Origin of the sequence: Arthrobacter sp. zg-Y844, assembly GCF_024385465.1 — a bacterium.
Taxonomy (GTDB): domain Bacteria; phylum Actinomycetota; class Actinomycetes; order Actinomycetales; family Micrococcaceae; genus Arthrobacter_B.
This window is the reverse complement of the sequence record NZ_JANFLS010000005.1, coordinates 24,921-37,189: the sequence shown is the minus strand read 5'-3', so window position 1 is coordinate 37,189 and position 12,269 is coordinate 24,921. Positions and strand designations below refer to the sequence as shown.

General features: G+C 61.3%; 13 protein-coding genes and 1 tRNA gene. 5 read left to right on the top strand and 9 right to left on the bottom strand.

The genetic code is table 11. The annotated features are described in order from the left end of the window. The first annotated feature begins 15 nt into the window (after positions 1–15). Complete coding sequence (csrA, locus tag NNX35_RS14940) at positions 16–282, top strand: carbon storage regulator CsrA (protein ID WP_227923806.1); 267 nt, start codon at positions 16–18, stop codon at positions 280–282. A gap of 210 nt (positions 283–492) precedes the next feature. Here csrA and NNX35_RS14935 read toward each other — a convergent pair whose 3' ends face one another. From NNX35_RS14935 to NNX35_RS14925, 3 genes are all read right to left on the bottom strand, one after another. Then, positions 493–864 carry a hypothetical protein gene (locus tag NNX35_RS14935; protein ID WP_255767493.1) on the bottom strand — a complete coding sequence of 124 codons (372 nt, stop codon included), beginning with the start codon at positions 862–864 and terminating at the stop codon, positions 493–495. Positions 865–1,165: 301 nt separating this feature from the next. Continuing rightward, positions 1,166–2,311 (bottom strand): site-specific integrase, encoded by a 1,146-nt coding sequence (locus NNX35_RS16245; RefSeq protein WP_255868191.1) that lies wholly within the window; start codon positions 2,309–2,311, stop codon positions 1,166–1,168. Next, complete coding sequence (locus tag NNX35_RS14925) at positions 2,298–2,882, bottom strand: hypothetical protein (RefSeq protein ID WP_255868190.1); 585 nt, start codon at positions 2,880–2,882, stop codon at positions 2,298–2,300. Before NNX35_RS14925 ends, NNX35_RS16245 begins: the two co-directional genes overlap by 14 nt. Positions 2,883–3,776: 894 nt before the next feature. Here NNX35_RS14925 and NNX35_RS14920 point away from each other — a divergent pair. The 4 genes from NNX35_RS14920 to NNX35_RS14905 all read left to right on the top strand — a co-directional run bounded on the left by NNX35_RS14920 (position 3,777) and on the right by NNX35_RS14905 (position 6,535). Further along, positions 3,777–4,025, top strand: a complete 249-nt coding sequence (locus NNX35_RS14920) for a hypothetical protein (RefSeq protein ID WP_255868189.1) — start codon at positions 3,777–3,779, stop codon at positions 4,023–4,025. 163 nt (positions 4,026–4,188) lie between these two features. Next, the gene (locus tag NNX35_RS14915) at positions 4,189–4,692 is read left to right on the top strand and encodes an HNH endonuclease (RefSeq protein ID WP_255868188.1); all 504 of its coding nucleotides are present in this window, start codon (positions 4,189–4,191) and stop codon (positions 4,690–4,692) included. A gap of 291 nt (positions 4,693–4,983) precedes the next feature. Beyond that, the gene (locus NNX35_RS14910; protein WP_255868187.1) at positions 4,984–5,571 is read left to right on the top strand and encodes a hypothetical protein; all 588 of its coding nucleotides are present in this window, start codon (positions 4,984–4,986) and stop codon (positions 5,569–5,571) included. Positions 5,572–5,620: 49 nt separating this feature from the next. Further along, a complete protein-coding gene (locus tag NNX35_RS14905; RefSeq protein WP_255868186.1) occupies positions 5,621–6,535 on the top strand; it encodes a tyrosine-type recombinase/integrase in 915 nt (304 codons plus the stop codon). Here the strand turns inward: NNX35_RS14905 and NNX35_RS14900 are convergent. The 6 genes from NNX35_RS14900 to tmk form a co-directional block, all read right to left on the bottom strand. Beyond that, positions 6,524–7,696, bottom strand: a complete 1,173-nt coding sequence (locus tag NNX35_RS14900; RefSeq protein WP_255868185.1) for a hypothetical protein — start codon at positions 7,694–7,696, stop codon at positions 6,524–6,526. The genes NNX35_RS14905 and NNX35_RS14900 overlap by 12 nt on opposite strands. After that, entirely contained in the window at positions 7,681–8,235 is a 555-nt protein-coding gene (locus NNX35_RS14895; protein WP_255868184.1) for a DUF4365 domain-containing protein, read from the bottom strand. The genes NNX35_RS14900 and NNX35_RS14895 overlap by 16 nt, the downstream gene beginning before the upstream one ends. A 369-nt stretch (positions 8,236–8,604) precedes the next feature. After that, a tRNA-Thr gene (locus NNX35_RS14890) sits at positions 8,605–8,677 on the bottom strand. A gap of 143 nt (positions 8,678–8,820) precedes the next feature. Continuing rightward, positions 8,821–10,386 carry an alpha/beta hydrolase gene (locus NNX35_RS14885; protein ID WP_255868183.1) on the bottom strand — a complete coding sequence of 522 codons (1,566 nt, stop codon included), beginning with the start codon at positions 10,384–10,386 and terminating at the stop codon, positions 8,821–8,823. A gap of 67 nt (positions 10,387–10,453) precedes the next feature. Next, positions 10,454–11,596 carry a DNA polymerase III subunit delta' gene (locus tag NNX35_RS14880; RefSeq protein ID WP_255767495.1) on the bottom strand — a complete coding sequence of 381 codons (1,143 nt, stop codon included), beginning with the start codon at positions 11,594–11,596 and terminating at the stop codon, positions 10,454–10,456. Further along, a complete protein-coding gene (gene tmk, locus NNX35_RS14875; protein ID WP_255868182.1) occupies positions 11,593–12,240 on the bottom strand; it encodes a dTMP kinase in 648 nt (215 codons plus the stop codon). The genes NNX35_RS14880 and tmk overlap by 4 nt, the downstream gene beginning before the upstream one ends. Between the last annotated feature and the right edge of the window lie 29 nt (positions 12,241–12,269).

The following is a 12,269-nucleotide window of genomic DNA, read 5'->3' as shown; positions in this document are numbered from 1 at the left end:
GGGTAGAGTGGGCGGATGCTGGTGCTAACACGCAAGTCCGGGGAGCAGATCCTGATCGGGGATGACATTGTCATTACCGTTTTGGATTCACGCGGTGACGGCGTACGCATCGGCATCGATGCCCCCCGCGGGGTCAAGATCCAGCGCCACGAGGTGCTGCGCGCCGTGGAAGAGGCCAATGTGGCCGCCAGTGCCGCCGCCCTGCCGGATGCCGAAGACCGCATCAAGGCGTTGCTGGCCGGCCGGATGCTGCCCCCGGAAAGCGACAAACCCGCTTCCTGACCGGGTGGCCTTAGCCTGTTACGCCTCGGTTGCCCGGTTGCCCGGTTGCCCTGTTGCCCCTTGTCTGCTGAGCCGGACTGTTCCAGGCCCTCTTCTGCCGGGTGTTCCCGGTACACCGGACAGCAGAAACCCCCGCCGTTTCTTGGGGAAAACGACGAGGGTTCCCGGTCTGTTGCCCGGGGACGGCCGGGCGTATCAAGGGACCGGCGGCTAGGTGCTGCGCTGTGCGCGTTTGGCACCCAACCCCAGGAACCGGCTGCCGGCTTTGGAGCTCCGGGCAGACGTTGCGGTGTCCCGCCGCGCGTTCGGGGCGGGGACGTGCTGGGAAAGCCCGAAGTACTCGGGAAGGACGCGGCGTTCGTGGGTGCTGCACCGGACGCCCGGGTAACGGAAGCCGTTGATGATCCACCGGCCCCGGTCCTCCACCCAGTTCGGGATCATGCGGCGGTTGCACTCGGCACAGAGCGGGGAAATGAAGTTCTCGCGCTGAACCAGCGTGTAGCGGCGGGTAGTGAGCCCCGTCGATGCTCCGTCCATGGTGATCCCCCTCGTCCCGCCGGCGTCCTGCCGTTGCGGTTTCATGTCCCGAGGATAGGGCGCAGGCCGACAGGAAACCCTAAAGCCATCCGCAAGGAAACCGGAATTTCTGCGCAGCGTTTCCACAACCGGATCGGCTGCGCCGCTGTCGAAGACCTCCAGTGGGACCGCCGCGTCGTTGCCGTGGACAGGAAAGCAGAAAGCCCCCGGCACAAGATGCCGGGGGCTTTCTGGGGGTACTGAGCCTCCTGCCAGAATCGAACTGGCGACCTTCTCATTACGAGGAAGACTGCTTACCCGCCAGTGCGCTGGGAACGACTCGTTCCCAGTGACGAAAAAGTGACAGTTAGCCCCACCTATTTGCGGTCAAGGCTTCATTTATTCGGCTTGCGCTGTCGTGCAAGTCGTCGTCGAACAGTCCTGCGTAGGTGTCGAGGGTCATCGTGGCGGATGCGTGGCCGGCGATTCGCTGGACAACTTTCACGTTCGCTCCTGCACTGATGGCGAGGCTCACCGCCGTATGCCGGAGATCGTGGAAGGTAGGGCGGGGAAAGCTTTCATCCGTTAAGGCCACTGCCGCAATAGCGGGGGCATAGTGCCGCTTCGTCCATGTGTTGTTCCTGAGGACGGAGCCTCGGGCTCCGCTAAATAGCCGCTCGTTAGGGTCAATCCCTTCAAGGACTATCTCAAGGCGATCGGCCACCACCCTCGGCAGGGGAACGGTCCTCTTTTCCCCACCTTTCGTTGGACCCAAGATGAGAGTCCCGCTCACTTCCGCGTAAGCCTTGGAAACGGATAATGACGGGCGGGGACCAAGCTGTACGTCAGCACCTGTGAGCGCAGTAATCTCGCCCCATCGAAGTCCGCACGTTCCGGCCAACATGATGAACAACGAGTGCTCGCCTGATGCGAGCGCCAGTGCAACGAGCTGGGGCATCGAAAGGTATACATGCTCTCGACTTGTCTGCCTGGCAGGAATGTAATCCGTATTTCCCAGAGCATCCTTCGTCGGGTTAGCGGGCAGAAGCCTCCTCTTGACGGCAAACCCCATCAATCGTCCGAACAACAACCCAACTTCCCGCCGCGTCGCCACACCCGCGGGCTCACCATCTCTCCCTTTCAGGCCTGCAATCCAGTCAGCGGTGTCGTCGTAGTGCACGTTTGTCAGACTGGTTTGTCCCCACCTTGGGTGTACATAGTTTTCGTAGAATCGTCGGTAGTTGTCCACTGTCTTTGGGGCTGCAGGTTTTCTTCCGGTTGCTCCAACCGCAGCGATACGGTTGATCCACTCCGCGTAGAGGTGATCGACCGTTGTTTTGCTAGCCAATTTCGGGTCGATGTATGTGCCGCCTCGAATCGACTGCAATGTGCTTTGCAGGAACTGCTCGGCCTCCCGCTTGGTGGAGAAGCGTTTTCGTCTTCGCACTCCGTCTGACGCGGTCCAGTCTGCTTGCCAGCGTTTGACTCCACCGGACAGCTTATTGATCGCCACTGGACCTCCCGTTTTCAGCCCGCCGTTCATTCCAAAGGTCGTTAGCTACGGCCTGGTGTTCGGGAGCGATGCGGGCTTTGCGGCCGGTGCCGAGAAGGATGCCTTTGGTCCGCGCCCGCCGCAGTCTTGCGGACCATGTGTCCACGCTTTCCCCTGTCCATTCAGCAAGACGCTTTATAGGTTCGACGGAGGATCCATTCACCAGGGCGACGTAGGCCATCGATATGTGAACGTAATCGCGGTCTGATTCCACTCTCGATGGGAGAGGGGAAAGTTCTTGACGCAGACCGCCCACCGTTAGCTGCTCGTGCCGTTCCCGCATAAGAGCACGTGCATGGGCCATGGGGATTGCTCGAAGCAGGCTCGTGGTGATGCCGTCCAGGGCTTTGGCTGGAGCGTAGGTATCCGTACCCGTCTCGCCTGCTTGTGCCAAGGCGTAGTCAGAGGCGTCGAAATCAATACGGAGCTTATTGGGCTCCCGGAAGTCCCCCATGATGTGCCCCACGGTCCAGCCGATGCTGACATTCAGCCCGTGGACGCGGTACCGCGCCCACAGCACCTTGAACGTCATTCCACCTTCCGTGTCTGTCCCTTCCTCAGGGTAGGGGCGTCCAATGAACTGGACGCCTTCCGGTAAGGGAGGCAGTGAGGGCGGTGTTGGTGCATTCATTGCACCAACATAACACAGAATGGTTGACAGGCAAATGGTGCGCCGCACTGTTGCATTGGCAGACAACCTGTGTGATGCTTGTTGGACACAGGCAGCTTGCCAAGCGACATGTGTCAATCATTCGAGAGGAGCATCCTTGCTCAACAATCCCGCCGAATCGACTATCGATTCGGTATCCCACTTGGACCTACCTACTTCAATCTTCCTCACCCGGCGGCAGGTCGCCCTTTACCTGAACATGTCCGAGAAGTGGCTAGCCCAAGCTGGGCGCACCATGGGTCCCACGTTCCATAAGTTTGGTGGCCGCTGTCGATACCGTCTGGAAGACGTAGATAGCTGGGCTCGGCAGCAGCGGGTTTCCAGGTGATCGCCTCGGGTCCATATATATGGAACCTGACGGATGCGGCCGTGTACCGGGTCCTGGTCGGTGACTCCAATGCGGATGCTGTCTGCAAGTTGTCCACAAGGCAAATGGCTGAGCGCGTCGGTCGAACCCGTAAGACGGTAGCCGCCTCACTGGGGCGCCTTGCCAAGGCAGGCGCCATAGTCAAGGTTCGGGCGTCCTCGGCGGGGCGCCCGACATGGTGGATGACGCACACAGATATCTCCCATGAGGCTGCGCGGAATACCCCAAGGGACGTTGCTCTCGTAGAGGTGGATGACCTCTTTCGGCGCAGGGATTTACATGGCCCTGGAGCGTTGTACCTCGATCTACCCAGCGGTCGCGAATTTACGTCGTCGACTGCCCTTCGATTCACGGCTGCCACCCGGCGCGTTCGTACCGTGGATTGGTGGTTGCTCGCCCTCGCGTCCCAGCGTTGGCCGCTCGTCGATGAGTACATCCCACGCGGCGGTGGGCCATCGGTGTGGCGTAAGAATGTGCTTTCCCCGGCCCAATTGCAGGAGAACCGTGAACACATCGATGGCATTGCCCAAGCCAGGGGCACAACTGAGCTAATGACTAAAGCCAAGATGCAGCAACTGCATCAGCGTGAACGCTTTGGCAGCACCATGCGATCGGCGGTGGCAACCAATGCCGTCTAAGGATCAGTTAGGCCAGTGTCGCGTTCGGGGTTGTCGTACGAAGTGGCGTTCGGCGAAGACCCGCCTTTGCTATAAACACCGCGATTGGAGAGAGCCGGTAGCGGCGAAGCCCGAACTGTGCCCACAGCCCGTAGGGTGCTCAAAGGAAGGTTGTGAAAATCCGGTGCTGGCTGTGGGATTGTGCAGCGAGCACCAATATTCCCTTTATCTGGAGCTGAACGAAGAAACCATAAGCTTTGTTGAGGACGTGTTCGGTGACAAGATCGTTGCCGATGAAGACGGTTGCTGGATTTGGACTGGCCGCGTCAAAGGAAAATATAGTTCGCTCATGGTGAATGGGCGTTGGGTGATCGGTCACCGATGGCTGTACATGCACCTCGTAGGGCCAATACCCAACGCTCAAGAGTTGCACCACGAGTGCGAAAAAACTCGGTGTGTTCGACCAGGGCATCTGCGGCCACTAGTACCGTTGGAGCACAGACACGTCACTGCTTTCGTGATCTGGATGTTCTCGATTGCACCAAATGGGAAACTAGCTATCGACAACGTGACCAGGTCCCAGCATGAACGTCGATATGCCGAAACCTACCGGCTGCCCTTTGACGAGACCTTCATGGTGGAAGAGTCGGAGTTTAACCGTAGAAAACTTCCCATCCCGTCCGGGTAGGGAGGCGCTAGGACGAGCGGTCCTGACCGTCTGTCGGGGGAGGGTTCCCTCCCCCGGCCCGTTCCATGCGGCGGCTGCGTATAACCGTCGCCATGAAGGACCAGCAGGCCGGCCTGAGGTGGATTGGCTGCGAGGATTCACGCGGGTAGTCCGGGAGGCTGATGGAGCCGAGCAGCAAGATGAACGTCATACCGAAATGTGTGTGCGGCTCTGAGCGTGAGGCCCGCACTGGGGCCACCAACGGCTACCTGTATGCTGCGATGGTTGAGTCGTTTTTAGCTGGGGGGCTTCTTGAAGATCATCGCTTGGTACTACGACGCGCGTGACCCAGAAGTAGGCAAGTTCTGGAACGGCAAGGAGTACAGCCAGGTAAAGACGCTGGAGGAAATTGGGTTGGCGCCCCTTTACGATGCTTCAACCGGTGAGCTAATTCCTGACTACAAAAGACCCGCCGCTGCAATGCAGCACCCCAAAGACTGGAACGAGACTGAGCTTCGCGGTGATGCTCGGGTGCGTGAGGAAGCGGTGGACGAGGGCAGGCTCTTTGTCCCGACCAAAGCCAAAAAGAACCTTGGATGCCTCACCTTCGTCGTTCTTGCAGCCGCGCTTTCGATCTTCGGCTCGTTTACCTCGCGTGATGGCAGTAAGGCTGATGCGCAGTACGCGTGCCAGGAATTTGTTAAGAAGCGCCTCATAGCTCCTTCGTCGGCCGAGTTTGGAAGGACGACGACCGTGCAGCAGGACAACGTTTTCAAAGTAACTTCGGTCGTTGATGCCGAGAATGCATTCGGGGCTCCCATGAGGAATACGTGGACATGCCGGGTGATCTGGAACGCTTCTGACGACAACTTCGCTCTGGATCTTCTTGAACATAGGTAGTAGGTGATCCCACTCCAAGCCACATCATAATGTCAGTTATGATGTGTCTATGGACCTCGCTCACATCGCCGCACCGGACACCAACGCCGAACGGCACGCCCACATCATTGGTGCTTGGCGGCTCGCGCAGACCTCGCCGAACACGCTGGCTGCGTATACCCGGAACCTCACCGACTTCTGTTCCTGGCTGGATCACTACGGATTCGATCTGCTGCAGGTCAGCCGGGTGCAGGTGGACGGCTACCGGCACACCCTGACGGGTGCCCCGGCGACGGTGGCACGCAAGCTCTCGGCGCTGTCCAGCTTCTATAAGTACGCGCTCGGCATGGGACTGGTGCAGGTCAACCCGGTGCAGCTGATCGCCCGCCCCAAGGTTGACGCCGACCACAGCGCCACGCAGGGACTCACACGCGAGCAGACAAAGGCGCTGCTGGCTGCAGCTGCAGCGGACAGCCCCCGCTCACACGCCCTGGTCAGCCTGCTCATGTTCACCGGCATCCGGGTCAGCGAAGCACTGAACGCGACCACCGCCGACTACGGGCACGACAGCGGACACCGGACCCTGACGGTCCGGCGCAAGGGCGGGAAAGCAGCGAAGGTCGCGGTGCCGGCTCCCGCCGTCGAAGCACTGAACGCCTATCTGGGCACGACCGGAGCTGACCTGGTGGCGGGGACAGGCGGGAGCCTGCCCCTGTTCACGACGACCACCGGCAAGCCCTGGAACCGTTCAGAGGTTTTCCGTACCATCCAGCGGCTCACGCACAAGGCCGGTATCGAGGGTCAAATCAGCCCGCACAGCCTGCGGCACACGTTCGCCACGATTGCCCTGGACAGCGGAACTACCCTGCACGACTTGCAGGACTCGATGGGCCACGCTGATCCCCGCACCACACGTCGCTATGACAGGGCCCGGCACAGTCTCAACAAGTCTGCTTCGTACGATGTGGCCCGATCACTCAGCTAGGTGGGTCCCGGGTCCGTTCAATACATGAAACTGACTGGGATTGAGTAGTTCTCGGCGGCGGGTAGAGCGCCTCAGATCACCAGTGACCGTGACCTCCTCATATTTGGAATGCGCATCCTGAGCTTTTTGATAGTCTTCTGCGCTGAGTTCGACCCAATAGTGTGCCACCTGGCCCTGAGGATCGTGTGTCTCTGATCCTGAGATGGTGATTTTGCCCGGCATAATATTTGGACCAGTGCGGGTAAGTCGGACAACAAAACCTTTGACTGTTACGTCCGGTTCTAGAGCTTCTCTGCGTAGCTCTTTACCAGCCCACCCAATGACCTCCAGTTGCTCTGTAGACAGGGCCAGTTGCTCGTTAGCGTCCGGAACAGGGCGATAACGTGACCAGCGGAAGTTGAACTCCAGAGGCGTAGCTCCGGAGACTGATATTTGTGACAAGGCATCACAAAGATCAGCGGTGATTCCTTCGGTAATGCGGGCGCGAAAAGGTTCGACTCCTGTGTCTTGGGAGAGCGACTCACTGGCCGCCTCAGCAGTGACCCGGGTGCTGGCGTAAAGGCGCCGTGTAGTGCGTCGGGCATAATCCTCAAAGCGACCGTCAATATCAAAGGGGAACTGATTTTCGAGCTCGTGGTCGCCAAGGGGAAGTGAGAGCCTCCAGATGAAACTTCCTGGAATTGGCGTGAGAAGTTCAGTACTCCTCAGCAGGGCCAGAGCGGCCGGGGGCTTCCTACGCGGCAGTATTACAGCGGCTTCATCCATACCTACCGCTACAGCCGCACTCTCAACCCACTTATGAAGCCCCTGGATCGATTCCGATGACTGGCCCAGTGTGATGGAACCAGACTTGCCTCCCGGAAAGGTTCGCACCTCTTGAACATCTCGCTGCAGGTCAGTCAGATCGCGAAGTACTTCATTAACGTCGCGACCTTCAACCTTTGCGACTTCCTCAACCAGTTGAGAAATTCGCAAACTAAATGTTCGAACGTCTGGATTGCTCGGCAACCAGCTATATACACCAGGGTCCGAACCGACCTTGTTCCAATACGATCCTGTTGCGTCAGTATCTACTTCCTCCCAGCCATTCGCTTGGAGGTAGTATGCGTAATTCCGGACCGGGATCTGGTTGATGGTGCTTTCTTTTAGACGCTGACCCATTGGAGTGCCTTTCCTGCGTCTTGAAATAAGACCTCAGCCAGCGTCAGCGGTGTCAATAGGTTTGCATGTGGGAAGGAAAGCCGTCGCTTGGTAGCGGAGTTCCCAACTGGTGTTGTGCCCATCAAGTCTAGGAAATAAGCCTCGTTGCTTAGTATCAACCGCCGCTTCTCCATACGGGCAAAGTGCTGCCGCTTCGGAGGCACTGCAACGACGACCAGATATCGTCGGATATCGAAATCTATACCGTAGGTTCCGCACAATACGTCATGGTGTGCAGCTTTGATGTCGTACTGGAATTCACCGCTCGATGAGTAGAGCGGGGTGTGGGTCGACTTCACGGAGACTTCAATCGTCGTGTTGCCCCAAGGCAGGTCTGGCCGTCTCGTGTAACCGATCGCAAGATCTATGCCTTCGGGCTCCGGGTCTCGTTTGCCGACGCTAAAGCCGGTCGCGCCAGCCAGAGCACGTACGTACTGTTCTGCGAAGTGTCCCTGGAGGCCGCTGTGATAGCCCCTGTGTTGTGCTATCGACAGCGTCATTCGCCCAGTCCGTTACTTTCAGTAGCCAGTCGGAGGCCGCCAGCGCCCACAAATCTGGTGGGTGCAGGCCACGTTCTGCAGGCTAGGCGTGTCGCAGCGCCGCACTGTCTGTCAGCGCCATTGGTGTAGAACTTGATCCCCATCCCCATACTGTAGCCATAGCTTCCCTTTATTCGACATTCAACGGGGGAGGCGGGCTGTCGTGTTCGGGATCCTCCTTTGGGAGGCTGGCCGCACTGGCCCAAGTGACATAGAAGTGACGAGAAAGCTGAGAATGGCGGAGAATTCCTCTCCATGCACAGGTTGAGAGGTGTGTCAAATTACAAGAAAGGAACCCCCAGAATCAGCAGATTCTAGGGGTTCCAACGGAGCCTCCTGCCAGAATCGAACTGGCGACCTTCTCATTACGAGTGAGACGCTCTACCAACTGAGCTAAGGAGGCGGGCTTCAGCTGTCCGTTGCCGGGCAGAATCCACAAGGAACTACTTTATACGTCCCGGCGGTGCGGGTCAAAATGGCCAGGGGTGACCGAGCCGTTCGGTGGCCGGCGGCAAGGTCCCGCAGGGTCCGCCCCTGCCCCCGTGATCAGCAGACCACGTTGTCCTGCGGCACCGTTCCGTCCACGAAGTAGTCGTCCACCGTGTCTTCGATGCACTGGCTGCCGCGTCCGTACGCCGTATGTCCTTCGCCCTCCCACGTGACCAGTACCGCGGATTCGAGCTGTGCAGCGAGCGCCTGGGACCATTCATAGGGGGTGGCGGGATCCCCGGTGGTTCCAATCACCAGGAGGTCCGCCGCACCGGCAGCCTCAATGGGGTGCGGTTCATTCACCGGTCCGTGCGGCCACGCCTCGCAGGTGACCCCGCCGTAGGCCAGGTACTTGCCGATGGTGGGGGACGCCGCTTTAAGTTCCAGGGCGTCGGCGGCCATCTGCGCATCATCGGCGGTCATGGGATAGTCCAGGCAGTTGACCGCGTTGAATGCCACGGTGCTGTTGGACCGGTACGTGCCGTCTTCCGCACGGTCGGCACTGACGTCGGCCAGGCGGAGCATGTAGGTCGGGTCGCCGTCCAGGGCAGTCTCCAGGGCCTGCGAAAGCACCGGCCAGTTGCCGTCGTCGTACAGCGGGAGAATGAAGCCGCTGACAAAGGTGGAGATGGTGACAACCCGCCCGTCGGCTGCCGTCATCGGACTCGCCTCGACGGAGGCCAGCAGCTCCCGGATTGTTGCGATGCCTTCGTCGGCACTGCCTTCAAGCGGGCAGTTGCTGCCGGTCACGCAGTCCTCGACGTAGGCGCGGATGGCCTTTTCGAACGCCGCGGCCTGGCCGAGGGTGATTTCCTCGTTGGTGGAGGCGGGGTCCAGGGCGCCGTCGAGCACCAGCCGCCCCGTCTTGTCTGGGAACAGTTCGGCATAGGTGGCGCCGAGGTAGGTGCCGTAGGAGAAGCCGAGGTAGTTCAGCTTCTCGTCCCCGGCTATGGCCCGGAGGATGTCCATGTCGCGGGCAGCGCTGGCCGTGTCGACAAACCCAAGCAGCTCGCCGGTCTCTTCTGCACACGCATCGGCGAATTCCTTCGCGCTCAACCGCGAGGCGGTGAGCCCTTCGGGTGTGCTCGCGTCGATGTACTCGGCGCGGGCCTCATCCATTTCCTTGTCGCTCAGGCACTTCACCGGGGTGGAGCGGCCGACGCCGCGCGGGTCGAATCCGAGGATGTTGAAGTTCTCCCGCAGCCGGTCGCTGGTGACGTTTTCCAGCGACTGGAGTACCACGTCGTAACCGGATCCGCCCGGACCGCCCGGGTTGATGAGGATGGTGCCCTTGGCCTCCCCGTCGGCATCGGCCAGGATGGCTGACAATTCCACCGTCCCGGCGTCCGGGTCTGCGTAATCCATCGGGACCGTAATGGTGGCGCAGCGGAACTTCTCTTCGCACTCGGACCAGGTGACGTCCTGGCTGTAGAACTCCTGCAGGTCCTCGGGCACGTCGCCAATCACGTCTGCCGGGGCGGTGGTGGAGGAGTCCCCGCCGCCGCTGCCTTCTGCGCCCGGTTCGGAGTCCGTGGTGCAGGCGGTGGAAGCCGCCAGCAGCACCACCGAGGCGGCGGCGGCGGCCAGCCGGGGGAAACGGCGGCGGGCAGTGGCGGTGGTCATTCTTACTCCTGGAGCGGCTAGGTGCGCGGACCAGCCGGGCTGGCGGAAGGCGGTGGATAACTGGACATTACAGCAGGCTCAGGGCCATCGCTTCGATGGCCAGCAACGGTGCCACATTCGTGGTCACCAGGCGGCGGCGCACGGTATTGATCTCCTCCATGCGCATCAGGGTCTGTTCCGGAGAGCCGTACGCGGCAAACTCGTCCAGCTCCCGGCGGAGTCCCTCGTTCACGAGGGGGCCGGCACTGCCCAGCTGGATCATCAGCACGTCGCGGTAAAAGGAGAGCAGGTCAGTCAGCGCCCGGTCGAAATAGTCGTTCTTGGACCGCTTGGCACGGCGCACCTGGTCTTCTTCGAGCCGTTTCACCTGGCTGCGCAGCGACGGCGGCAGGGTTCCGGTGGCGGGTGCGCCCAGGGAGGCGAGCAGTGCTTCCTTCTCGGCGGCGTCCCGCTGTTCAAAGGAACTGGTGGCTTCCGCTTCGGCCAGGGCCACGAGGTCCGCCGCGGCCTTCATGGCTCCGGAGACATTGCGCAGCGACAGGGGCAGCCGCACGATGCTCTCGCGGCGCTGCCGTGCGCCTTCGTCGGTGGCCAGGCGCTTGGCGACGCCGATGTGGCTCTGCGCGGCCCTCGCAGCATTGAGGGCCACGTCCGGGTCGATGCTGTCCCGCCGGATCAACAGTTCCGCTACATCCTCAACCGGCGGCAGCCGCAGCCCCACCGGACGGCACCTGGACCGGATGGTGACGAGGACATCGCCGGGGCTCGGGGCGCAGAGCAGCCAGATGGTCCGCGGCGGCGGCTCTTCAATGGCTTTGAGCAGCACGTTGGTGCTGCGCTCCTGCATCCGGTCGGCGTCCTCCACGATGATGACGCGCCAGCGGCCGGTGGACGGCTTGTCCTGGGCCTTCCGGACCAGTTCGCGGGCCTCATCGATGCTGATGGTGACCTTCTCCGTGGTGACGGAGGCGACGTCGGCGTGCGAGCCGGCCAGCACGGTCCGGCAGGCCTTGCACTCCCCGCAGCCCCGAAGCGCCGGGTCCTGCTGTTCGCAGACCAGTGCGGCAGCAAAAGCACGGGCGGCATTGGAACGGCCGGAACCGGGCGGACCGGTGAACAGCCAGGCATGGTTGGGACGGGCGTCCGCGGCACCGCGGCGCAACTGGGCCACTACCGGATCCTGCCCCTGCAGGTCATCCCACACGCTCACGGCAGCAGCTTTTCCACGCGCCGCAGGATGGTTTCGGCCAGTTCATCCACCGGACGGCCGGCGTCGAGCACCAGGTATCTGCCGGGAGCTGCCTGTGCGGCCTCAAGGAACGCCAAGCGGATCTGCAGGTGGAAGGCATCCGGTTCGGACTCGAGCCGGTCCTCGGCGGCGTCGCCGGCGGTCCGGCGGTCCCGGCCGCGTTCAGGATCGACGTCGAGCAGGACGGTGAGGTTCGGCTCCAAGCCTCCGGTAGCCCAGTCATTCAGTGTTCGGACAGCGTCCGTGCCGAGCTGCCGGCCGGCACCCTGGTACGCAATGGAACTGTCGACATAGCGGTCGCAGACCACCACGGTTCCGGCGGCGAGGGCCGGCTCGATGACCTGTTGGACGTGTGCGGCACGGGAGGCGGCGAAGATCAGCGCCTCGGTACGTGCGTCGATTTCGCCGTTGCCGTGTTCAAGCACCAGCGCGCGCAGCTGCTCGCCTACGGGGGTGCCGCCTGGTTCACGGGTGCGCAGGACCGTACGGCCGGTCTCCTGCAGTGCGGCGGCCAGCCGCTGCGCCTGGGTGGATTTCCCGGCACCGTCTCCGCCCTCCATGGCAATGAACAGGCCGCGGGTTTCGGGGAGATTAGAATTGCTCACCCGCCTAGCCTACCTAGTCCGGCTGGGAG

Coding starts and splice junctions, on each gene's coding strand:
- NNX35_RS14935 (WP_255767493.1), bottom strand. CDS start 864: ATGAAACCGCAACGGCAGGACGCCGGCGGGACGAGGGGGATCACCATG.
- NNX35_RS14900 (WP_255868185.1), bottom strand. CDS start 7,696: ATGGGTCAGCGTCTAAAAGAAAGCACCATCAACCAGATCCCGGTCCGG.
- NNX35_RS14905 (WP_255868186.1), top strand. CDS start 5,621: ATGGACCTCGCTCACATCGCCGCACCGGACACCAACGCCGAACGGCAC.
- NNX35_RS14895 (WP_255868184.1), bottom strand. CDS start 8,235: ATGACGCTGTCGATAGCACAACACAGGGGCTATCACAGCGGCCTCCAG.
- NNX35_RS14925 (WP_255868190.1), bottom strand. CDS start 2,882: ATGACGTTCAAGGTGCTGTGGGCGCGGTACCGCGTCCACGGGCTGAAT.
- csrA (WP_227923806.1), top strand. CDS start 16: ATGCTGGTGCTAACACGCAAGTCCGGGGAGCAGATCCTGATCGGGGAT.
- NNX35_RS14885 (WP_255868183.1), bottom strand. CDS start 10,386: ATGACCACCGCCACTGCCCGCCGCCGTTTCCCCCGGCTGGCCGCCGCC.